Source organism: Kitasatospora sp. NPDC056800 (assembly GCF_042789775.1).
GTDB lineage: Bacteria > Actinomycetota > Actinomycetes > Streptomycetales > Streptomycetaceae > Kitasatospora.
Genome location: NZ_JBHUAL010000049.1, coordinates 1 through 21,594, shown reverse-complemented (window position 1 = coordinate 21,594; position 21,594 = coordinate 1). Strand labels below are relative to the sequence as shown.

Sequence of the window (21,594 nt, the reverse complement as noted above, 5' to 3'; positions counted from 1 at the left end):
GGGCCCTGACGACGGAGCGGCAGTCGCCGACGGCGAGAGAGCTGGTGCTCGGCTTCGTCGCCGCGCTCGACCGGGCGGAGGCGGCGTTGTGCGAGGCGGTGCCCCCGCTGGAGCGGGCGGACATCCTGGCGGCGGCGCGCTCGAGGCGGATCAGCGGTGCTCGGCCATGCCGTCGCCGATGAGGGCGGCGAGTTCCAGGTAGTCGAGGCGGGCCCGGGCACGGAGGGCGGCGGGGGCGGCCGGGAGCGTGAGGGCGGCGCGGCAGCGGGTGCGGAAGTGGGGGAGGAGGTCGCGGTCGGCGACCGGGCGGTCGGTGGGCGGGGCGGGGGTGAAGGCGGCGACCGCCCCGCGGGCCAGGCCGTGGTGGCCGAGGGCGGCGAGGTGGTCGAGGAGGGCGTCGGCGGTGCGGGCTCCGGTGGCGGAGGCCGGGGCGCAGAGGAGCAGCCGGTCGGCGTGTTCGACGGCGGCGAGCCGGACCTCGGCCGGGGCGCCGGTGGTGTCCGCGAGGACCACCGGGTAGTGGCCGTCGGCCTCGCCGAGGGCCTCCCGCAGGGCGGCCGGGTCCGGCCGTACGGACCGCAGCACCCGGCCGCCCGTGCGGCATTCGCTCCCGGCGGGCCCGGCGGTGGTGAGGACGAGCACCGGGTGGGCCCGGTGTTCCGCGAGCAGGGCGCCGAGGAGGGCGGCGGCCCCGTCGGCGGGGCCGCCCAGGACGGCGATCCGGTGGCGGGTCCGCAGCGGCGCCCGGACGCGGTCGAGCAGGCGCCGCCGCCGTGCCTCCCCGCCGCCGGGGAGGGCGAGCCGCAGGGTGCGCGGGCGGTCGGTGTCGAGGCGCGGTACGGGCGGTGCGGGTAGCGGTGCGAGGGCAGGCGGGCTCGGTGGCAGGAACGGAAGCGGCGCCGCCGAGGACGGTCCGACGGCCGGCTCCCGGGTGGACGGCCGCCGTTCGGCGGGCGGGATCAGGACGGTGCCGAGCGGGTCCAGCGGGCGCGGGGGCAGCCGGGGCAGTGGGGGCAGCAGGGCGACGGGCTCGGGCCAGACGGCCGGCGAGTAGTCGGGTGCGGCCTGGGCGGTGCCGCCCGCGCCCGCGGTGCCGTCGGAGTAAGCCATCGGACGACCTCCCGGTCCCTGGTGCGCCGGACGGGTGCCTCCGGTCCGGCCGACCGTACGGTCTACCCGTACAGCCGGGAGTACGGCTGAAGGCTACCCTCCGGTTCAGCTGAACCGCTGGTGGTGGAGGGCCCGTTGAGCGGAACAGGGCGCACGGCGCGCCCCCTGTCGCTTCGGGAGGCCCGTAACGAGAAAACCCTCCGCCCGACCGGCTACCGATCGGTACCGTCATCGGGTGGCACCCGGCGTCCGCCGAGTGTCACCGAGTCGGAAGGAGCGTGAGTCCCGTGAACGGGACGGGGGAGGGCCGCGGCATGGCCGCGGACGGGCCGGAGGCGCGGGAGTTCGTCGCGGCCCTGGTGCGGGCCGGGGCGCCGAGCGCGGCCGGGCCGGCCGGGCTGGCGGTGCCCGAGGCAGCGGCGGAGCGGGTGATCGCGGTCGCCCGGCGGCTGGCGCTGCGTGCGGCGCCGGAGGAGCGGCCGCGGCCGGAGTCGGGGCTGCTGGGCGTGGCGACGGCGCTGGTGGTGGACGAGCACCCGTCGGCACCGGTGTGGTCGGCGGCGGAGCGTCAGCTGTTGGCGGGCTGGGTCGCGGTGCTGATCGAGCACCGGGGCGAGGACGGGGTGCGGGAGCTGCTCGGGGCGCTCGCCGAGGGCTGACACCGCGGCCCGGTACGGCGCTCGGCGGGGGGCCGGGCGCCGAACCGGGCGGTGGCGGAAGAAGCCGCAGCTCACGGCCGCTAACGACCGGCCAACAGTCGTCGGCGCCCGCCAACGGTGGCACTCGGGGGCGGCCCGAGTGCCCCGGGCGGGGGCGTTGGCGGATCCTTGGTGCGGACTTGGCGGGCTCCGGCAGTGTGCTGGTGCAGCCACCGCCGGGGATCTCCGGCGGTGCCCAGCACGCCCTGCCCGTGCTGCGTCCCCTGCCCGTGCTGCGCCCCCTGCCCGACCTGAGAGGTAGCGCGTGTCGAAGCCGTCCGTCGCCCAGCCCACGTCCGTCACCCCGCCGTCCGAGGGTCCGGCCGCCGCGCCGGAGGGCGCCACCGCCCCGGCCCGCCCGACCCTCGACCCCGACGTGCTCGCCGAGATCCACCGGCTGCACGGCGGCTACCTGCTGCGCGCGCTGCTGCGGGCCACCGGCGGGGACCGCGGCAAGGCCGAGGACATCCTCCAGGAGACCCTGCTGCGCGCCTGGCAGCACCCGGAGGCGCTGGCCGCCGGCGCGGAGGCGGCCCGGCCCTGGCTGTTCACGGTCGCCCGGCGGATCGCGATCGACCACTACCGGATGGCCGCCGCCCGCGCCAAGGAGGTGATCGGCGAGACGGTCGAGGACCGGCCGGTCGCCGACGACCCGTACGAGCAGGTGGTGGTGGCCCGGGACCTCGCGCTGGCACTGCGCCGGGTGCAGAAGCACCACCGCGAGGTGCTGGTCGAACTCCACCTCAAGGACCGCTCGGTGCTGGAGGCCTCGGCCCGGCTGGGCGTGCCGCCGGGGACGGTCAAGTCCCGCAACTTCTACGCGATCCGGGCGCTGCGCCCGGTGCTGGCGACGGAGCACGGGTACGCCCCGACGGTGCGCGGGGCGGCCTCGGCGGCCGGCTGACGGGGCCGTCCGGCTCTGGACGGACAGGAGTACCGACCGTCCGGTTCAGTCGTCCGTCGCCCGCCGGCCGGTGCGGAGGTTGAGCGACTCCTCCAGGCTGGTGGTGAACTCGCTGCAGTGGCCCGCCTGCCGGTCGTGCGAGCGGAAGCGGTCCAGCGCCGTGCGCAGCCGGCCGCGCACCTCCGGCTCCCGTCCCCGGGCCAACAGGTAGGCGGCGTAGGACTGTTCGGCCACCGCGTGCAGGTACAGCAGGCCGGCCTCCTCGCAGGCGGCGAGCAGCCGGTGCCAGGCGAGGTCGGCGGCGTCGTCGCGGACGGTCGGCGCGAGGGCCTGCGCCTCGGTCAGCAGCGACCAGAGGTGGACCTGGGTGACGGGCGTGGCCGGCAGCAGCTCGCGGGCCTCCCGGGACCGGCGCTGGGCGCCCTCCCGGTCCCCGGCGGCCAGGCTGACCCAGCCCTGGTGCACCTTGGCGTCGACCAGCCGGCGGCGGTCGCCGGACTCCAGCGCGAGCGCCGTGGCGGCGGCGGCCAGCCGCTCGGCCTCGGCGGCGTGGCCGAGCATCGCGGTGACCAGCGCCAGCGTGGCGAGCGCCCGGACGTGCGCGGACGCGGCGGCGGGCCCGGTGGCGGACTCGGCCGCGGCGACCGCCTTCCGGGCCGCCTCCGCGGACTCCTGCCGGCGTTCCAGCGCGACCAGGGCCTGCGCCCGGCAGTTGAGCAGCAGCGCGACCGCGACCGGGTCGCCGCACCGTTCGGCCGCGGCCTGCCCCAGCCGGGCGCTGGCGAGCCAGTCGGTGAAGCGGCTGGCGCCGTAGTAGAGCGAGCCGCAGGTCAGCGCGAGCCGCCAGGCCCGGGCCGGGTCGGTGTCGGGGGACGCGACCAGCGCGGAGACCGCCGGCTCCTCGGCGTCGAACCAGTCGAGCGCGGTGCGGATGTCGCCGACGGCCGGGAGGGCCTGCGCCGGACCGGCGGGCGGGGCGGTGTCCTCCTGGCCGGGGTCGAGGAAGGACCCGCAGTGCCCGAGGGCCGTGAGGTAGTGGTCGGCCAGGCGGTCGCGCAGCAGCCGCCGGTGCTGTTCGGGCCGTTCGGCGAGCAGCCCGGCGCCGTACAGCCGGACCAGGTCGGTACGGGCGTGGCGGCCGGGGGCGGTGCCGGTGAGCAGGTGGTGGGAGGCCAGCTCGCCGAGCACCCGGTGGGCGGTCGCGGTGTCGCTGCCGAGCAGGGCGGCGCCCGCCGGGGTGTCCACCTCGCGGCCGGGGTGGGCGGCCAGGGCGGTGAGCAGTTCGGCCGCGGGTTCGGAGATCCGGCGGTGGGTCAGCCCGAGCCGGCCCGCGACGGAGAGCGTGCCGTCCGCGTCCAGGACGGCCAGCCTGGTCCGTTCGTCGGCGAGTTCGGCGACCAGCCCGGCGATCGTCCGGTCCGGCCGGTCGGCCAGGCGGGCGGCGGCGATCCGCAGGGCGAGCGGCAGGTGGTCGCAGAGCCCGGCGAGGCGGGCGGCGGCCTCCGGCTCGGCGCGCAGCCGCTCGGGCGTCAGGGCGCGCTCCAGCAGGTGCAGGGCGTCGTCCTCGGGCAGCGCGGCCAGGCGCAGCAGGGTGGCCCCCTCGACGGCGACCAGGCTCTCCAGCGAGCCCCGGCCGGTGACCACGGCGGTGCCGGCCGGGCCGGCGGGCAGCAGGTCGGCGACCTGGTCGGCGTCGGCGGCGTCGTCCAGCAGCACCAGCAGCCGCCGGCCCCGGGTGCGCTCGCGGTAGAGCGCGGCCCGGGCGGCGCGCCCCTCGGGGATGCCGTCCTCCGGTACGCCGAGCGCGCGCAGGAAGCCGGCCAGGACGGCCTCGGGCCGGGCGGGGCCGTCCGGGGCGAGGCCGTGCAGTTCGGCGTGGAGCAGTCCGTCCGGGAAGCGGTCGGCGACCCGGTGCGCCCAGGCGGTGACCAGCGCGCTCTTGCCGACCCCGGCCGGGCCGACCACCAGCACCGGGCCGTCCCCGGCGCGGCCGGTCCCGCAGGCCAGGTCGAGGCGGGCCAGGTCGGTGGTGCGGCCGACGAAGTCCGGGTGGCGGCGGGGGAGTCGGCGCGGCACCGGCGCGGGCTGCGGGGCCGCTCCGGGGGCCGGCGCAGCGGCGGGCGGCGGCTCCGCCGTACGGTCGTCGGCCAGCACCTCGGCGAGCGCCGCGCGCAGCGCCGGGCCGGGGTTGATGCCCAGTTCGTCGTCCAGCCGGACCCGGGCCTGGTGGTAGGCGGTCAGCGCCTCCGCGGACCGGCCCGCCTGGTGCAGGCAGCGCATCAGCATGGCCACCAGCTCCTCGCGCAGCCCGTCCAGCCGCACCCCGTGCTTCAGCAGCGGCACGGCCGAGGCCCCGGCGCCCTGGCCCAGCCGCAGCCCGGCCCAGCAGAGCAGGGCGGCGGTGCGGGACTGCCTCAGCCGGTCCACCGCGGCGTCCCGCAGGGGGGTTTCGGGCAGGTCGGCCAGCGCCTCGCCGCGCCACAGCCGCAGCGCCTCCTCCAGCAGCGCGACCGCCGTGGCGCAGTCGCCGAGCCCGGCCTGCCCCTCGGCCTCGCCGGCGAGCTCCTCGAAGCGCAGCGCGTCCACGGCGTCGGCCGGCCCGGTCAGCAGGTAGCCGGAGTCCCGGGTGTGCAGCTCGAACGGGGTGTCGGCGAGCACCTTCCGCAGCGCGGCGACGTGCCCCTGCACGGCCGCCCGGGCGGTGGGCGGCGGCTGCTCGTCCCAGAGCAGCTCGCACAGCTGGTCCATGGTGACCACGAGCCCCAACCGCAGCGCCAGCATCGCCAGGACGGCCCGCCGCTGGGCACCCGCCACGCTCGCGAAGCCGTCCGCCCCGACCCGCAACTCCACCGGCCCGAGCAGCCGAATCCGCACCGGTACCCCCCACCTCGCCCCAAAACCGCACATCACACCCGAAGCGGCCATCGGCCCTCGGGGTGGAGCAGTGTAGTGCGAGAACCTGTCCGGTCCACGCCGGACGGCTGCTCCCGCCCTCGGACGCCCGCCCGCGCGGGGCGCCCGCCCCCGGTCCGACCGGGCTCCACGGGGCACCCCTGAGAGGGATGCCGATGGGGCCGGTGACGGTTGCACCGGACGGCGGACGCGGGGCCGTGCCGCCGTGCCCGGCCCGTCCGGAGCGGCGGACGCGGGGCCGTGCCGCGGTGGCCGCTCGGCCAGGAGCCGCGGACGCGGCGCCGGTGTCGTACCGGCCCGGTACCGTACGGCCGACGTCAAGGGCCCGGTCGGCCCTATCCTCGAACCAGCCGGGGAGTCGACGGATGGTGGGGGAGGGGAACGGGCGCGTGCACATCGATCTGCTCGGGCCGGTGGTGGTGCGGCGGGAGGACGGGACGGCGGTGACGCCCTCGGCCCCCAAGCGCCGGGCGCTGCTGAGCGCGCTCGCCGTACGGCTGAACCGGACGGTGGCCACCGAGGAGCTGATCGAGCTGGTCTGGGAGGGCTGCGCGCCGCCCACCGCGCGGGCCGCCCTGCAGGGCCACGTCGCGGCGGTGCGCCAACTACTGGACGGCTCCGGGCTGGAGCTGGGCACCCGGGGGGCCGGCTACCTGCTGGCCGGTGAGCCCGACCGGGTCGACGTGCTGCGCTTCGGCCGGCTCTGCGAACAGGCCGGCGTGCTGCTCCCCGAGCCCGCCGCCCCGCTGGACGGTGCCCCTCCGGGGACCGCCCCGCCGGAGCCCGCCCCGATGGAGGCCACGCCGGTGGAGGCCGCGCCGGCGGACGGCGCCCCGCCCCTGCTGCGCGCCGCGCTGGACCTGTGGCGCGGCCCGGCGCTCGCCGACTGCGGCTCCGCCCTGCTGCGCGAGCGGACCCTCCCGTACCTGACCGACCTGCGGCTGCGCGCCCTGGAACGGCTGGCCGACGGCCTGCTCCGGGCCGGCCGGGGCGGCGAACTGGCCGCCGAACTCGCCGAGGCCGCCGACGGCCACCCCGCCCGGCAGACGCTGGCCGCCCGGCTGGTGCGCTGCCTGGAGCAGGACGGGCGGAGCGCCGAGGCGCGGGAGCGCTACGAGCGCGCGGTGGCCCGGCTCTCCCGGCCGCCCGGCCCGGAGCTGCGCCTGGCCGGCGAGCAGTCCGGCGTCCGACCCGCCGCCGACCGCCGGTTCGTCGGCCGGACGGACGAACTCGCCCGGCTGGACCAGGTCGTGCCCGCCGCCCGGGACGGCCGCCCGATCCTGGTCACCGGCCCCGCCGGAGTCGGCAAGACCAGCCTGGTCCGGCAGTGGACGGCCCGGCGCGGCGACGCCTACTTCCCGGACGGCGTCCTCCACGCCGAGCTGCGCGGCTTCGACCCGGACGGGCCGCGCGAACCCGCCGAGGTGCTCGGCGAGTTCCTCACCGCGCTCGGTACGGCCCCGGACGCCCTGCCCCGCGACCCCGAGGACCGCGCCCGCCGCTACCGCGAACTGGTCGGCGGCCGGCGGATGCTGGTCGTGCTGGACGACGCCGCCTCCTACGAGCAGCTCGCCCCGCTGCTGCCCGACCCGCCGGCCACCGACAGCGAGCCCGCCCCGGTCGCGATCGTCACCAGCCGCAGCCGGCTGCGCCACCTGGTGGTCCGCACCGGCGGCATCCCGCTGCCGCTGGGGGTGCTCGGCCCCGAGGAGGCCGCCGCCCTGCTCGCCCGCGTCCTCGGCGAGGACCGTACGGCCGGTGAGCCGGAGGCGGTCGCGGAACTCGCCGAGCGCTGCGACCGCCTGCCGCTCGCGCTGCGCCTGGCCGCCGCCCGGCTGGCCGCCCGGCCCGACTGGTCCGTGGCCGACCTCGCCGCCGAACTCGCCGACGAGCAGACCGGTCCGGCGGCCCTCTCCGGCACCGGCACCGCCGGCGGCCCGCTCGGCCTCACCGCCGCGCTGGACCGGACGTACCGCACACTGGCGCCCGACGCCGCCCGGCTGTTCACCCTGCTCGGCCTGCACCCCGGCGCGGAGCTCGACACCGCCACCGCCGCAGCCCTCGCCGACCTCCCGCCCGCCGCCACCCGCACCCTGCTGACCCGGCTGGACGCCGTCCACCTGCTGGAGGAGAGCGGCCCCGGCCGGTACGCCCGGCGCGAGCTGGTCCGCCGCCACGCCGCCGCGCAGGCCGCCGAACTCACCTGCGACGAACGGTTCCTCGCCCTCGACCGGCTGATCGCCCACTACCTCGACGTCACCGCCGGCTGGACGGCCGGCGGCGCGGCGACCGTGGGCGCGGGGGCCTGGTTCCGCCGCGAGGAGAGCGCCCTGCGCGCGGTGGTGGTCTGCGCCGAGCAGCAGGGAAGGCCCGCCGCGGCCTGGCAACTCGCCCACCGGGCCAGCCGGTTGTACGAGACCACCGGCCACGACCGGACGCACTGGCGGGCCGTGGTCGAGGCCGGGCTGCGCGCCGCCCACACCGACCGGGACGAGGCGGCGGTGGCCCGGCTCGCCACCGACCTCGCCGTCCTGCACGTCGACCGCGCGGCCCACCGCACCGCCGCCGACACCCTGGAGCGGGCCGTCGCGGCCGCCGACCGGTCCGGCGACGCGGCGCTGCGCCACCACTGCCGCAGCCGGGTGGCCGCCGCCCTGCTGCGGGCCGGCCGGTACGAGCGGGCGGTGCCCATGCTCGGCGACCTGGTCGCCGCCGCCCGCACCCCGGCCACCGACCACCTGCTGGTCCGCGCGCTCACCGACCTCGCCGACGCGCTGGTCCTGGCCGACGACCCCGGGCCCGCCCTGCGCCACGCCGACGAGGCGGTACGCGCCGCCACCGCCCGCTCCGGCGGCGCCGAGGCCGTCCTCGCCACCCACAGCCGGGCCCGCGCTCTGCACGCGCTCGGCCGCCGGGACGCCGCGCTCTCCTCGGCCCGGCTCGCCGTCGCCCTCGGCCGCACCGTCGGCGACCCGGCCCTCGAAGCCCGCTCCCACAACCTGCTCGCCGACCTGCTGGACGCCCTCGGGCGCACGGTCGAGGGCGCGGAGGCGAGGCGGCCGGTGTAGCGGCCCGGCGCAGGAGGCCGGGGTGGAGGTCCGGCGCAGGAGGCCGGGGTGGAGGTCCGGCGCAGGGGAACGGCATGGACCGGGGCCGGCCGCCGGTGGCGGGAATCCGCTGTTCGACCAGCGGAACCACAGGCGGAACTACCGGCGTCCCGCCCCTCGCGGAACCGCCCCCGCCCCGCCGCCCCGCCCGTACCCGTCCCTCCTGACCTGGGCGGATGCCCCGGGAGAGGGCGGAATAGGTGGAACCTGTCCGCCGGGGCATACTTCTGCCTGGAGCGCACCGCAGCGAACCGCCGGAGACGACTCCAGGCAGAAGTGCGGAACTGCGCAGGACCGAGCGAGTGGGGGCGGGGCATGGCGGCCGGGGGCGGCACGGACACGGACGCGAACGAGTTCAGCCGCCTGCTGGCCGGGCACCGGGTGGCGGCGGGCCTGACCCAGGAGGAGCTCGCCGCGGCCGCCGGGGTCAGCCTGCGCGCCCTCGGGGACATGGAACGCGGCCGCACCCGCGGACCGCAGCGGCGCACCGTACGGGCCCTGGCCGAGGCGCTCGGGCTGGACGGCGCGCAGGCGGACCTGCTGGACCGGGCCGCGCAGTCCGGACGCCCGCGCGGGGCGCGGCCGGTCCCGACGCCCGCCGGTGGCCGGGCCCGGCCCGGCCGGCCGGCCCCGCGCGAAGCCTCCGCCGACTCCACCGTCCGCGCAGTCGACGCCCGCGACGACGCCCCGCCCGCGATCCCCGCCGAGCTCGGCCAGAGCGCCCTCGCGCTGCCCCGCGACATCGCCGACTTCACCGCCCGCGAGGACGCCCTCGCCCTGCTCGCCCGCCTGGCCGAGGACGAGCGCCCGGCCCACCCGCGCGTGGTGCTGGTCAGCGGTCAGCCCGGCCTCGGCAAGACCTCCTTCGCGCTGCACGCCGCCCACGCCCTGGCCGGGCGCTTCCCGGACGGCCAGCTCTCCCTCGACCTCGGCGGCATGTCCCCGCAGCCGCTGCCCGCCCGGGACGCGCTCGGGCAGGTGCTGCGCGCCCTGGGCGTCGCCGACGCCGCGGTGCCCGCCGGGACGGAGGAGCGGGCCGGCCTCTACCGGGCGCTGGTCCGCGAGCGGCGGCTCGTGCTGGTGCTGGACAACGCCGCCGACGAAAGCCAGGTGCGCCCGCTGCTGCCCGGCTCCGGCCCGGCCGTGACCATCGTGACCAGCCGCAACGTGCTGCCCGGACTGGAGTCGGTGCACCGGCTGAGCCTGGACGTGCTGGCCCCGGCCGAGGCGGCCGGCCTGCTGGCCCGGATCGCCGGCCGCGAGCGGATCGAGGCCGCCCCCGACGCCACCGCCGAGCTGGCCAGGCTCTGCGGCTACCTGCCGCTCGCGCTGCGGATCGCCGGGCAGCGCCTGGTCGCCCGCCCGCAGCAGCCGGTCGCCCACCTGGTGCGCCAGCTCGCCGCCGAGGAGAACCGGCTGGACCTGCTGGAGACCGGCGACCTGGCCGTCCGCCCGGCCTTCGAGCTGTCCTACCGGCGGCTGCCCGCCGAGTCCCAACTCGTCCTCCGCCGCTGCGCGTTGACCGCCGGCCAGGACTTCACCGCGGAGATCGCCGCGGCCTACGCGGGCCGGTCGGCGGCCCGCACTGAACTGGTGCTGGAACAGCTCGTCGACGCCGGACTGATGCAGGCGGCCACCCCGGACCGCTACCGCCTGCACGACCTGGTGCGGCTCTACGCCGGCGAGCGGCTGGCCGCCGACGAGACGGGCCAGGAACTGGCCGAGGCCCGCACCCGGGCCGGCCGCTGGATCCTCGGCCGGGCGGCCGAGTACGGCCTGCGGTTCGACCCCGACCACGCCACGGACGCGACCGGCACCGGCGGCACCGCCCCCGCGCACCTCACCGAGGCGGCCGCCTGGCTGGAGTACGAGCACCCGGAGTGGCTGGCCGCCCTGCAGCAGGCCCAGCGGGCCGGCCGCCACCGGGAGGTGGTGGACACCGCCGAGGCGATGCACTGGTTCTCCGACCGGCTGCTGAGCTGGGGCATCTGGGCCGAGGTGTTCCAGCTCTCGGCGGACGCCGCCCGAGCGATCGGGGACGAGCGGGTCGAGGCGGTGCACGTCAACTACCTGGCCTGGACGTACGTCACCTGCCTGCACCGCTACCAGCGCGGCATCGAACTGGCCACCGAGGGGCTGGAGCTGGCCCGCGCGGTGGGCGACCGGGAGCAGCAGGGCTGGGCGCTGACCTACCTGGCCTCGGGCCTGCGCTACCTCCAGCGGCACCGCGAGGCGACCGACGCCTTCCACCGGGCGGCCGACGCCTTCGCCGAGGTGGCCAACCGCTCCGCGATGATCGGCCGGCTGGTCACCCTGCGGGGCGCCGCCAACTGCCTGCGGGAGTCCGGCCGGGCGGAGGAGGCGGTGGAGTCGCGCCGGCGGGCCCTGGCCGGGGCGCTGGAGCTGGTGGAGCGCTGGTCCTCGCCGCTGATCCACCTGCTGGCGGCCATGACCGCGCACGAACTGGGCCTGGACCGCGCGGCGCTGAAGCGCTGGCCGGCCGCCGAGAAGGCCTACCGGCAGGCCCTGGTGCACTTCGAGGCGGTGGGCCGCCCGGACAGCATGACCAAGACGCTGACCGAGCTGGGCACCGCGCTGATCGAGCAGGGCCGCGCCGAGGAGGCCCGCGAGCTGCTCACCGAGGCGCTCACCGACCTGAGCGCGGAGGGCCCCCGGGCGGCGGGCGCCCGGCACTGACCGGTTCCCTCCGGGGGCCGTGTCCGGCACTGACCGGGTGCCCTCCGGAGGCCGCGTCCCGTCACGCCGAGCGCCCGCCCCCGGCCGGACCGGAGCGGGCCGGAGGCGGGAGCGGGCGCGGGCGCGGGCCGTACGGCCGGTGTCAGATCCGGGTGTCCTCCACCACCGGCAGCGTGTCGACCGGGGCCGAGTCGACCGGGACCGAGGCCGGCGCGAAGGCCGTCCGCGGGGCGACGGTGGGCTGCTTGCCGCAGAAGGCCGGCTCCAGGGTGTTCATCAGGCCCTGCGTCACCGCGCCGTTGTTGGAGGCGTTGGCGAAGACCACCACGCTGCGCCGCCCGTCCGGGGTCGTGAAGGACTGGGTGTTGAAGCCCTGCACGATGCCGCCGTGGCCGTACACGTCCCCGCAGGAGAGCGAGATGCGGCGCAGGCCCAGACCGTAGGCGATCTTCGCGGTGGGCGTGGGCAGGGCGGCGGTCATCTGCTGGAGCGAGGCGTCCGAGACGAGCCCGCCCTTGCCGCCGGCCATCAGCGCGGTGAGGAAGCGGTCGAGGTCCCCGGCGTCGGAGATGACGGCCCCGGCGGCCCACACCCAGGAGCCGGTCTGCGCGGTGGAGTCCAGCAGCGGCTTGGTGCGGTCGTCGTTGGTGAGGTAGCCGGTGACGTGGGTGCCGGTGATGCTCTGGTCGGGCACCACGAAGGAGGTCTTGTGCAGGCCGAGCGGCTGGATGATCCGCTCGTTCAGCACCTCCGGGAAGGTCTGGCCGGTGAGGTGCTCGACGGCCAGGCCCATCAGCACGTAGTCGGTGTTGGAGTAGGAGTAGCGGCTGCCGGGGGTCGACTGCAGGCCGTGCCTGACCGACATCGCGACCAGCGCGCGCGGGTCGTACACGGTGCTGCGGATGCGCGCCTCGAACGCGCTGGTGGTCTCCTCGCCGGCCTGCTCCAGCAGGTCGTTGGTGTGGTCGTAGACGCCGGCCCGGTGCTCCATCACCTGGCGGCCCGTCATGGTCCAGCTCTCCGGCAGGGTGTCCGCGGGCAGGTACTCGCGCAGCGGCCGGTCGAGGTCGATCCGGCCCTCCTGCGCCAGCTGCATCACGAGAACGGCGGCGAACATCTTGCTGTTGCTGCCGACCCGGAACCTCCACGAGGAGTTCATCGGGGTCCCGTCCAGGTCGGCCAGGCCGACGTTCACCGAGCGGGTCCGGTCGACGGCGCCGTGGTCGCTGATCACCGCGAAGGCGCCCGGGGCGCCGGCCGCGGTGGTGGCCTGGAGGGCGGTGCGCACACCGGTGAGGTCGGGGGCGGTCGGGTCGGTGGTGTCCTGGCCGGCGGCCGCGGCGGGCAGGGCACCGGTCGCCACCAGGACGGCGCCGGCGGCGGCCACCGCGAGCGGACGCAGAAGGCTGGTCTTCGCCATGTTCCTCGGTTCTCTCGTGAGCTGACGCGGCGTCGGACCGCGCCGTTCGAAGATCACTATCACCGGACCGGGCGGTTGCTGGCAATGTGAACCGGTTCGCCCGCATTTCGCGTTGTCAGTGGCGGTTTCGGCGCGTCGGGGCGGTGGCACCGTTCGTTTCCCGCTCCGGGGCCAAGGTTTCACCTGCCGTCGTCTGCCCGCGTCACCCCGGGGGCCCCATGCTGTTCGGGCGCTTCCGCGCACTCCGGTGCGCCCGCCGCGCCGGTCTTCCCCTCACCGACCACGGAGCTTCCCCACGCCCCGGCCGGGCCGGCGAGGCCGGGGCGGCGTCCTGCTGCCCGCCGGGCCGTCTCCTAGCCGAGGAATTGTCATGACTTCGTCCACAAAGCCCCTGAACCCCCGCTCCCGCCGCACCGCGACCGCGATCGGCTCCGCCGTCGCCCTGCTCGCCGCCTCCGCCGGCCTCTGGGCGGCCACCGCCCCCACCGCCCAGGCCGCCGCACTGCCCACGCCCGACCACATCGTCGTCGTGGTGATGGAGAACCACGCCTACACCCAGGTCATCGGCAGCAGCAGCGCCCCGTACCTCAACAACACCCTGAAGGCGGGCGGCGCCAACCTCACCCAGTCCTTCGGCATCACCCACCCGAGCGAGCCGAACTACTACGCGCTGTTCTCCGGCTCCACCCAGGGCACCGTCGACGACAGCTGTGTGACGGTCGGCGGCTTCCAGGCGGCCAACCTGGCCTCCGAGGTCATCGCCGCCGGCAAGACCTGGGGCAGCTACAACGAGTCCCTGCCCAGCCAGGGCAGCACCGTCTGCAGCAGCGGCAGCTACGCCCAGAAGCACAACCCGTGGTTCGGCTTCGGCAACGTCCCGGTCAGCTCGGCGAAGACCTTCGCCCAGTTCCCGACCGACTACAGCACCCTGCCGAACGTCTCCTTCGTGGTGCCGAACCTCTGCAGCGACATGCACGACTGCTCGGTCGGCACCGGCGACACCTGGATCAAGAACAACCTGGGCGCGTACGCCACCTGGGCGCAGACCCACAACAGCCTGCTGGTCGTCACCTTCGACGAGGACAACAAGCTATCCGGCAACCGCATCCCGACCCTGGTCTACGGCGCCCACGTGACGCCCGGCAGCAGCAGCGCCACCACCTACAACCACTACAACGTGCTGCGCACCCTGGAGGACCTGGCCGGCGTCACCGGCCACGCGGGCAACGCGGCCTCCGCCGCCGACATCACCGGCATCTGGAACTGACCGGCGGCGATCAGCCCTTGACCCCGGTTCGGGTTCGCGCCCGCGCCTGATCCCGAGCCCGGGCCGGTGGCCGTTCGGTCGGCGGCCCGGGCTCGGGCACGGTCGTCCGCCGGGCGCCGTACCGCCGGACGCCGGGCACCGCCGCCGTGCCCGCGCAGACCGCCGTCACCAGCCCCGCCGCCGCCAGCAGCGGCACCCGGTCGCCCCAGGCCCCGGCGGCCAGCGGGGCCAGGACGTAGCCGAGCGGGGCGGCGGCCAGCGAGAGCAGCCAGTCGTACGAGGTGACCCGGGCCAGCGTCCCCGGCGGGAAGTCCTGCTGGACCACCGTCTCCCAGAGCGGGTTGAGGAAGCCCAGCCCGGCCATCGCCACCGCCTGCGCGGCCACCGCGACCGGCGCCGGGGCGGGGAGGGCGAGCGCGAGCAGCGGCAGCCCGTACAGCGCGAGGGCGAGGTTGCCGGCCAGCACCGGGCGGCGGGGCCGCAGCCGGCCGGCGACCAGCGAGCCGACCAGCAGGCCCACCGCGCCCGCCTGGGTCAGCGCCACCCAGGCGCCGTCCCCGCCGAGCCGGGTGGCGGCGATCAGCGGGCCGAGGGTGAGCAGCACGGCGCTCGCGCCGTTCCACACCCCGTGGGCGATCAGGCTGGTCCAGTACCAGTCCCGGGAGCGCACCTCGCTCCAGCCCTCGGCGAGGTCCCGGCGCAGCGAGCGCGGGGCGTCGGGCACGGTGTCGTCGGGTGCGGGGTCGCCGGTCGCGCGGTCGACGCGGAGCCGGGCGAGCAGGGCGGCGCTCAGGACGAAGGAGGCGCCGTCCAGGACGAACGCCCAGCCCGGTCCGGCGGTGTACACCAGCAGTCCGGCGAGCGCCGGGCCGCCGAGCCGGGCGGCGCCGGTCGCGGTGCCGAGCAGGGCGTTGGCCCGCAGCCGCAGCTCGCCCCGGACGGTGGCCGCGACCAGCGGCGAGGCGGTGGGCATGGCGAAGGCGGAGGCGATGCCGCCGACGGCCGAGGCGGCCGCGACGTGCGACAGCCGGGGGTGTCCGTCGAGCAGTTCCAGGCCGACGAGCAGCTGGGCGAGGGCCCGGACGAGGTCGGTGCCGAGGGCGACCAGGCGGGGATCGAAGCGGTCCCCGACCACTCCGCCGACCGGCAGGAGGAGCAGCTTCGGCACCATCGCGCAGCCCAGGACCAGGGCGAGTGCGGCGGCCGAGCCGGTGGCGCGGGTGATGGCGATGGCGAGCGCGGCCGGGACGACGGCGTCGCCGAGCGTGGAGACCGTCCGGCCGATGAAGAGCAGGCGGAAGCCGCTCAGGCTCAAGGGGTGTGCTGTCACGCGTCGCACTGTATTTCGGTGTCGAAATTTCGGCAACGAATATTTCGACGCCGTCGTTTCTGTGGCGGTTTGTAGACTCCTTCCCATGGCCGAGCACCCTTCCGAACAGCACACTCCGCCCCGCGGCCGGACGGGGCCCCACGACCGGACGGAGCCCCGCGACTGGACGGACGGTCACGTCGACCGCTGGCAACCGGTGCTGCCCGACCTCGACCCGGTCATCGAGGCCTCCGTCACCCGGATGTGGCGGCTCACCCGCCACCTCGGCCGGGTCCGCGAACAGGGCGTCGCCGACTACGGCCTGCACAAGCACGAGTTCGACACCCTGCACGTGCTCGCCGGCCGCGGCGGCCACGCCGCCCCCTCCGACCTGCGGGCCGACCTCAACCTCGCCCCGGCCTCGGTCACCGGCCGGCTGGAGACCCTGGAGCGGCGCGGCTTCGTCCTGCGCACGCCGTCCACGGAGGACCGCCGGAAGGTCGACATCGTCCTGACCGAGGCCGGGCGCGCCGCCTGGCGCAAGGCCCTGGACGTGGTGGGCCGGGAGGAGCAGCGGCTGCTGGGCGTGCTGTCCGAGGAGGAGCGGCGCACACTGGCGGACCTGCTGCGGAAGGTGATGCTCGCTCAGGAGACGACGCCGGAAGGCTAGGCTGCCGCCGCTGTTCGCACGCCGGGATCGACCCGTGGTGCCCGCCCCTGGTATCGACAGGGGCGTGCGATTCGAACGAGTGCCGGTGCCGGGCGGTGTGGGGGCGCGGCCCCGGGACGGGCGGGGCTACCCCGTACCGGCGATCACGCCCTGGCAGGACGACCTGCCGCAGTTCGCGCTGACCGGCTACGGGCGCAGCGCCGAGTGCGCGCTGGAGCGCACGTGCTCGGTGTGCGGGCGGTTCATGGAGTGCGGACCGGTGTGGCGGGTGGTCGGCGCCGCCGAGAGCGCGGCGATCGCCGGGGCGCTCGCGGCCGGGCAGCCGTACCGCAACCTCGCGCCCACCATGGAGGGCCCCGGCCACCGGGCCTGCATGCTGTACGCCGCCATGGTCTGCCCGTACCCGGCCCGCCCCAACGCCCGGCGGCGGGCGGGCGCGGCGGGTTCGGGGGATCCGGCCGACGAGCTGACCTCGGCCGCCGTCCGGGGGGCGGTGCGCGGCGGCACGGGCGCGGTGGTCGGGTTCGGCGACTACGAGTACGCCGTCACCGGGGCTCAGGTGCTGTTCCGCTTCCTCGACGTGGTCGAGTTCCTGCCGCACGAGTCGGCGGACGAGCACCTGGCCGAGCTGCGCGCCGAGTTGGCGAAGCCCTCGTAGCGTTGGTGGCCCTCCCGGCTTTCGTGGCCCTCGCGGCCCGGTGGCCCGGTCGGCGGGAGGTGTCGGCCGGGCCGGGGCGTGGGCCGGAGGGTCAGAGTGCCCGGCTCTGCGCCCAGTCATAGAGCCGGTGGGCGCTGTCCCCGAGGCGGGTGGCGTACAGCGTGTTGGCCGTGCCGCCCGCGAGTTCCTCGGAGGTGGTGGTGACGCCGACGAGGGTGCCGGTCCCGGTGGCCGGGTCGAACCGGGCGAAGTGGGGGCCGCCGCTGGCCCCGTGCGACATGTCGCAGGACTCGCCCCACAGGACCGGGGCCTGGGGGCCGGGGCGGGCCGGTCCGGCGCAGTGGATCATGCGCGAGCCGGAGTACGTGGCGGCGGGGTTGTTCAGCCGGTCCTTGGGATAGCCGAAGGTGTGGACGAACTCGCCCTCGGCGGGCGGGGTGAAGGCGATCCGCTGGGCACCGGTGACGTCGGCGATCCGCCGCCCCCCGGTCGAGGGGTTCGCCACCAGGACCCCGGTGTCGTAGCCGGCCACGGCGACGTCGTTCGAGGTCGTCCCGCCACGATCGGCGTCCCAGCGGGAGGAGGTGGCCATGGTCCTGATGCTGAAGCCGCCGAGCGGCTTGGTCCCGTTGCGGTAGCCGGGCACGAAGTAGAGGTTGTGGTTCCAGGTGTCGGCGGTCGCGGGGGCCCCGACGCCCCGCAGGCAGTGCGCCGCCGTGAGCAGCGTGCTGCGGTTGGCGCTGTCGACGACGGTCGCGGTGCAACTGCCGTCGTAGCCGTCGGAGAAGGTGAAGAACAGCCGGCCGACGCTCCGGTCCACCGCTCCGCCGTGGGTCCACACGGCCCCGGGGTCCGGGGTGTCCGCGGGCAGCGGCCGCGGGTCGTCCGAAGTGTTGTCGTCCTCGGGCAGGGGCGTGATCTCGGGGACCAGGGCGCCCGCCAGCTTCATCCGGTCGGGAGTCCAGTAGGCGTCGATCCGGCCGCGCTCCTGCGCGGTCGTGGCGCCGGCGTGCGTCGTGACGGTCTCCCGCTCCGCGGCGAGGGCCGTGTTCGGCAGCAGCACCGCCGCCGTGGTCGCACTCAGCAGGAGGGCGCCCACGGCGGCGAGCCTGCGGGGCATGGCGCGGTCGGTGGTCGGTGTTCCGGGTGTCTTCGGCATGCACGGCACCGTAGGCACGGGATGTCAGGCTCCCGTGTGGATCGGGTCTCGGCCGGCCGTCGAAACGATCAGGTTCCGGTAACGGCGTCCCGGTCCTGTACCGGTGGCCGCCGCGCCGCCTGAGTCGGCATCAGGGCCGGTAGGAGGGCAGGCCCTTGACGGTGGACACCTGGGTCGGCGCGGCCGAGCCGTCGGCGGGCAGGGTGCTGATGCCGTCCGGGGTGCGGACCGCGATGGTCCTGCCGTCGGGGAGCCAGGCCAGGTCGCGGACGACGGTGCCGAAGTCGACTTCGACCTCGGCGAGGAGCTTCGCGGGGCGGGGTCAGCGGCGGATGCGGGCCGTGTCACAGCCGTGGAACAGGACGGGCGCGCGCCGTGGCCCGCGCGGGGTGCCGGTTCAGAGGCCGAGGTCGGTGAGGCCCGGGTGGTCGTCGGGGCGGCGGCCGAGCGGCCAGCGGAACAGCCGCTCCGCGGCGGTGATCGGCAGGTCGTTGATCGAGGCGTGCCGCTCGGCCATCAGGCCGTTCCGGTCGAACTCCCAGTTCTCGTTGCCGTAGGAGCGGTACCAGTGGCCGTCGCCGTCGTGCCATTCGTAGGCGAAGCGGACCGCGATGCGGTCCCCGCCGTACGCCCAGAGCTCCTTGATCAGGCGGTACTCCAGCTCGCGCTGCCACTTGCGGGTGAGGAAGTCGGCGATCCGGTCGCGGCCGGTGAGGAACTCGGAGCGGTTGCGCCAGCGGCTGTCCGGTGTGTAGGCGAGGGCGACCCGTCGGGGGTCGCGGGTGTTCCAGGCGTCCTCGGCGGCCCGGACCTTCCGGTGGGCGGTCTCCTCGGTGAACGGGGGCAGGGGCGGGCGCTGCTCGGTGCCGGTCTCGGGCATGGATGCTCCTCGGAATGGGCGTTCCGTCGGTGAGAACGATCGTTCTCGCTGTAGTGGCTACAGTAGGAGAACCATCGTTCTCACGCAAAGGGCACGGCAGATGGAGCAGGAAGACCCACGGACCCGGATCCTCGACGCGGCCGAGGAGCTGTTCTACGGGCAGGGCGTCCAGTCGGTCGGCATGGACGCCGTCCGGGCCGCCTCCGGCGTGACCATGCGCCGCCTGTACCAGCACTTCCCGTCCAAGGGCGAGCTCGTCGAGGCCTACCTGCTGCGCCGCGACGGCCGCTGGCGGGCGAACCTCGCCGTGTACGTCTCACGCACCGGAGGCTCCCCGAGGGAGCAGCTGCTCGCGGTCTTCGACTGGCTCGGCCGGTGGTTCGCCGAACCCGGCTTCCGGGGCTGCGCCTTCGTCAACTCACTCGGCGAACTCGGTGCCGTCAGCCCCGCGGTGGTGGCCGCCGCCCGGCACCACAAGGAGGAGTTCGGCGGCTACCTCGCGGGCCTGGTCGAGGCCGCCGGAGCCCCGCCCGCCACCGCCGTCCACCTGGCCCTGCTGGCCGAGGGGGCGATCACCAGCGCGGCCGTCCACGGGGATCCGACGGCCGCCGCCGATGCCAGGGAGGCCGCCCGGCTGCTGCTGGACGCGGCACCGGCCCGGTAGCCGGCGGCCCCGGCGCGGATGCCGACCGTCCGGCCCGCGGCCGTCACCAGGGCTGTGGAGCAGGTGAGTTGTGGCACCGGGTGGTACCGGGTGGTGCTGGTGGGGCGTCGTCGGATGCGAGCGTTCCGGGCCGAACCGCACCGGGCGAGTGCTTTTCGCTCGAACGCGCGTTTATCGCCCATTGATCGACACCGCCTAGCCTCGGGTGCATGGACGAGAGAACGGCCGAGCGGCCGGGGGCGTTGCCCGAGGGGCGGATGACGGAGCAGGACACCGAGCGGTTCCGGCAGCTGCTGGCGCGGCTGGAGGACTCGCTGGCGGTGGACCGGAAGACGGCGCGGCGCGATGCCTGAGTGCGCCGAGCCGGGCCCGGTGGCGGTGCTGCCGGCGGTGGTCCCGCCGGTCGAGGTCCTGCCGCTCTGGCGGCGGGGCGAGGCCGGGCAGGACCGGAACGCGGACCGGCCCGGGGTGCTGCGGGGGCACCCCGGGCCGGTGGCGGCCGGTCGGTCCGGTCGGTCCGCTCAGGACGGTCAGGCCGGCCGGTCCGGTCAGGACGGTCAGGCCGGCCGGTCCGGTCAGGACGGTCAGGCCGGCCGGTCCGGTCAGGACGGGAGGGCCGGCGCGGAGCCGGCGGGCTGACCGGTCAGCTGCAGCCGCAGTCGCAGCAGCAGCCGTCGCAGCAGTCGCACCCGTCGCAGCAGTCCCCGTCACAGCAGTTGCAGCAGTCGCCGCAGCCGGGGTCGCCGCAGTCGCAGCAGTCGTGGCGCTGGCAGAAGCCCTCGCGGCGCTCGCGGCTGAACGGGTCCTCGTGGTCGCAGCAGAGCAGCTGGCAGGTGCAGGCCATCAGGGCCCACATCGCGCACCCGGCGAGCAGGTTGCGGGGGTTCGGCGGCTTCTGGCCGGGCGGGGTGAAGCCCGGGCCCTGCGGCACCCACGGCGGGATCGGCGCCTGGCCCGGCGGTGTCTGCTGCGGCGGCGCCTGGTGCGGGTGCTCGCCCGTGGTGGTGCCCGCGGTGGCGCCCGCGGTGGCGCCCGCGGTGTCCGGGCGGCGGCAGCTCGCCGTGTGCCGGGCGCGCCCGAAGACCCGCTCCACCGCGCGGTCGGTCTCGTGTCCGAGCAGGACGTGTACGAGGGTGCGGTCGGTCAGGTCGACCTCGCGCAGCGCGAGCCGGATGCCGTGGACGGCGTCGCGGCAGAGCCGTTCGGCCTCGGCGCGGTCGGTGCCGGTGGCGGTCAGCGGGTTCCAGGCGCCCGAGGCCGCGTCGGCGGCCTGGTCCTCGGCGGCGTCGAGGAGGTGGGCGAGCCGGCCGAACAGCCGCCCGGCCTCGGCGAGCGGGGCGGCGTTGCCGGGGCGCCCGGCGATCACGGCGGTGTGCGCGAAGGCGGCCGAGGTGGCGGTCTCGGTGGGCTCGGTGACCAGCAGGACGGAGCCGCCGGGGCGCAGCGAGCGCTCCAACTCGCCCTGCCGGGAGGCGGCGTCGAGCAGTACGGCGGTGTCGAAGCCGACGGCCGAGGCGCTGCCCGCGCTCTGCCGGTCCCAGCGCCGGGTGACGGCACGGGCTCCGGCGGCGACCGGGCGGCGGGCGAAGACGCCGTCGCGGTCCTCGACGTGGTCGCGGATCTTGACCGAGGCGAGCGCCAGCGAGACGGCGGCGGCGAGCCGGGCGCCCTCGCCCTTGGCGACGGAGGCGGTGCGCATGCCGCGCAGCGGGCACGGTCCGGCGGTGCGGCGCCAGGAGGAGTCCTCCCGGGCGGCCTGGGCCTCGACCAGGACGGAGATGATCAGACCGTCGTAGTTGGTCGCCGTCCGGGCGAGCTGTCCGTGGTCGTCCCGCAGCGCGAGGCAGAGCCCGCACAGGTGGGCCATCCAGGAGGTCTGCAGGCGCTCGGACAATCGATGCCTACACGGTCTGATGATGCCGAACACGCTGGTCCCCCTCGCCTTACGGGCCGCCGACCGGCCACGATTCGCCGCACATCATATGATCAGCGCCCCTCCTGGAAGCCGAGGTCCCGTCAAGCCGCCGCCCGACGGCCGGGCGCGCACCCCGCCCGACGGCCGGGCGCGCACCCCGCCCGACGGCCGGGCGCGCACCCCGCCCGACGGCCGGGCACGCACCCCGCCCGGCGTCCGCGCG

Annotated in this window: 16 protein-coding genes; 9 read left to right on the top strand and 7 right to left on the bottom strand. The window is 76.7% G+C overall.

Annotation, left to right across the window (positions count from 1 at the left end):
* Window positions 1–150: 150 nt before the first annotated feature.
* Entirely contained in the window at window positions 151–1,110 is a 960-nt protein-coding gene (locus ACFRQN_RS13915; protein ID WP_380740443.1) for a hypothetical protein, read from the bottom strand.
* A 287-nt stretch (window positions 1,111–1,397) separates the two neighbouring features.
* Between ACFRQN_RS13915 and ACFRQN_RS13910 the strand changes: the two genes are divergently transcribed.
* Both ACFRQN_RS13910 and ACFRQN_RS13905 read left to right on the top strand, forming a co-directional pair.
* Window positions 1,398–1,769, top strand: a complete 372-nt coding sequence (locus ACFRQN_RS13910; RefSeq protein WP_074004943.1) for a hypothetical protein — start codon at window positions 1,398–1,400, stop codon at window positions 1,767–1,769.
* Between the two features lie 304 nt (window positions 1,770–2,073).
* The gene (locus ACFRQN_RS13905; protein WP_074004942.1) at window positions 2,074–2,712 is read left to right on the top strand and encodes a sigma-70 family RNA polymerase sigma factor; all 639 of its coding nucleotides are present in this window, start codon (window positions 2,074–2,076) and stop codon (window positions 2,710–2,712) included.
* Window positions 2,713–2,757: 45 nt separating this feature from the next.
* On the opposite strand, the gene ACFRQN_RS13900 is transcribed toward ACFRQN_RS13905, so the two are convergent.
* Entirely contained in the window at window positions 2,758–5,586 is a 2,829-nt protein-coding gene (locus ACFRQN_RS13900) for a BTAD domain-containing putative transcriptional regulator (RefSeq protein ID WP_380740441.1), read from the bottom strand.
* Between the two features lie 428 nt (window positions 5,587–6,014).
* On the opposite strand from ACFRQN_RS13900, the gene ACFRQN_RS13895 reads away from it, so the two are divergent.
* Together ACFRQN_RS13895 and ACFRQN_RS13890 are read left to right on the top strand one after the other, a co-directional pair.
* Window positions 6,015–8,693, top strand: coding sequence for a BTAD domain-containing putative transcriptional regulator (locus ACFRQN_RS13895; protein ID WP_380740439.1), 2,679 nt, complete (start codon window positions 6,015–6,017; stop codon window positions 8,691–8,693).
* A 354-nt stretch (window positions 8,694–9,047) separates the two neighbouring features.
* Window positions 9,048–11,429 carry an ATP-binding protein gene (locus tag ACFRQN_RS13890; protein WP_380740437.1) on the top strand — a complete coding sequence of 794 codons (2,382 nt, stop codon included), beginning with the start codon at window positions 9,048–9,050 and terminating at the stop codon, window positions 11,427–11,429.
* A gap of 142 nt (window positions 11,430–11,571) precedes the next feature.
* Here ACFRQN_RS13890 and ACFRQN_RS13885 read toward each other — a convergent pair whose 3' ends face one another.
* Window positions 11,572–12,849, bottom strand: coding sequence for a serine hydrolase domain-containing protein (locus ACFRQN_RS13885; protein WP_380740435.1), 1,278 nt, complete (start codon window positions 12,847–12,849; stop codon window positions 11,572–11,574).
* Between the two features lie 370 nt (window positions 12,850–13,219).
* Here ACFRQN_RS13885 and ACFRQN_RS13880 point away from each other — a divergent pair, with 370 nt between their 5' ends.
* Window positions 13,220–14,116 (top strand): alkaline phosphatase family protein, encoded by an 897-nt coding sequence (locus tag ACFRQN_RS13880; protein WP_049658959.1) that lies wholly within the window; start codon window positions 13,220–13,222, stop codon window positions 14,114–14,116.
* Between the two features lie 10 nt (window positions 14,117–14,126).
* Here ACFRQN_RS13880 and ACFRQN_RS13875 read toward each other — a convergent pair whose 3' ends face one another.
* Entirely contained in the window at window positions 14,127–15,446 is a 1,320-nt protein-coding gene (locus ACFRQN_RS13875; RefSeq protein ID WP_380740432.1) for an MFS transporter, read from the bottom strand.
* Between the two features lie 85 nt (window positions 15,447–15,531).
* Here ACFRQN_RS13875 and ACFRQN_RS13870 point away from each other — a divergent pair, with 85 nt between their 5' ends.
* Both ACFRQN_RS13870 and ACFRQN_RS13865 read left to right on the top strand, forming a co-directional pair.
* Entirely contained in the window at window positions 15,532–16,095 is a 564-nt protein-coding gene (locus ACFRQN_RS13870; protein WP_079272614.1) for a MarR family winged helix-turn-helix transcriptional regulator, read from the top strand.
* A 64-nt stretch (window positions 16,096–16,159) separates the two neighbouring features.
* Window positions 16,160–16,753: a hypothetical protein gene (locus ACFRQN_RS13865; RefSeq protein WP_380740430.1), complete on the top strand. Its 594-nt coding sequence runs from the start codon at window positions 16,160–16,162 to the stop codon at window positions 16,751–16,753.
* Window positions 16,754–16,844: 91 nt separating this feature from the next.
* On the opposite strand, the gene ACFRQN_RS13860 is transcribed toward ACFRQN_RS13865, so the two are convergent.
* Complete coding sequence (locus ACFRQN_RS13860; RefSeq protein ID WP_380740428.1) at window positions 16,845–17,912, bottom strand: trypsin-like serine peptidase; 1,068 nt, start codon at window positions 17,910–17,912, stop codon at window positions 16,845–16,847.
* A gap of 397 nt (window positions 17,913–18,309) precedes the next feature.
* Entirely contained in the window at window positions 18,310–18,792 is a 483-nt protein-coding gene (locus ACFRQN_RS13855) for a DUF1348 family protein (protein WP_380740426.1), read from the bottom strand.
* Window positions 18,793–18,892: 100 nt separating this feature from the next.
* Between ACFRQN_RS13855 and ACFRQN_RS13850 the strand changes: the two genes are divergently transcribed.
* Together ACFRQN_RS13850 and ACFRQN_RS13845 are read left to right on the top strand one after the other, a co-directional pair.
* Window positions 18,893–19,456 carry a TetR/AcrR family transcriptional regulator gene (locus ACFRQN_RS13850; protein WP_375873717.1) on the top strand — a complete coding sequence of 188 codons (564 nt, stop codon included), beginning with the start codon at window positions 18,893–18,895 and terminating at the stop codon, window positions 19,454–19,456.
* A gap of 209 nt (window positions 19,457–19,665) precedes the next feature.
* Window positions 19,666–19,809: a hypothetical protein gene (locus ACFRQN_RS13845; RefSeq protein ID WP_158077759.1), complete on the top strand. Its 144-nt coding sequence runs from the start codon at window positions 19,666–19,668 to the stop codon at window positions 19,807–19,809.
* Between the two features lie 290 nt (window positions 19,810–20,099).
* Here ACFRQN_RS13845 and ACFRQN_RS13840 read toward each other — a convergent pair whose 3' ends face one another.
* Window positions 20,100–21,383, bottom strand: a complete 1,284-nt coding sequence (locus tag ACFRQN_RS13840) for a DUF5685 family protein (protein WP_380740424.1) — start codon at window positions 21,381–21,383, stop codon at window positions 20,100–20,102.
* Between the last annotated feature and the right edge of the window lie 211 nt (window positions 21,384–21,594).

Excerpts from the sequence above, each read along its gene's own strand:
- ACFRQN_RS13915 (WP_380740443.1), bottom strand. The coding sequence starts at position 1,110 with ATGGCTTACTCCGACGGCACCGCGGGCGCGGGCGGCACCGCCCAGGCC.
- ACFRQN_RS13890 (WP_380740437.1), top strand. The coding sequence starts at position 9,048 with ATGGCGGCCGGGGGCGGCACGGACACGGACGCGAACGAGTTCAGCCGC.
- ACFRQN_RS13885 (WP_380740435.1), bottom strand. The coding sequence starts at position 12,849 with ATGGCGAAGACCAGCCTTCTGCGTCCGCTCGCGGTGGCCGCCGCCGGC.
- ACFRQN_RS13880 (WP_049658959.1), top strand. The coding sequence starts at position 13,220 with ATGACTTCGTCCACAAAGCCCCTGAACCCCCGCTCCCGCCGCACCGCG.
- ACFRQN_RS13870 (WP_079272614.1), top strand. The coding sequence starts at position 15,532 with ATGGCCGAGCACCCTTCCGAACAGCACACTCCGCCCCGCGGCCGGACG.
- ACFRQN_RS13860 (WP_380740428.1), bottom strand. The coding sequence starts at position 17,912 with ATGCCGAAGACACCCGGAACACCGACCACCGACCGCGCCATGCCCCGC.
- ACFRQN_RS13855 (WP_380740426.1), bottom strand. The coding sequence starts at position 18,792 with ATGCCCGAGACCGGCACCGAGCAGCGCCCGCCCCTGCCCCCGTTCACC.
- ACFRQN_RS13850 (WP_375873717.1), top strand. The coding sequence starts at position 18,893 with ATGGAGCAGGAAGACCCACGGACCCGGATCCTCGACGCGGCCGAGGAG.
- ACFRQN_RS13845 (WP_158077759.1), top strand. The coding sequence starts at position 19,666 with ATGGACGAGAGAACGGCCGAGCGGCCGGGGGCGTTGCCCGAGGGGCGG.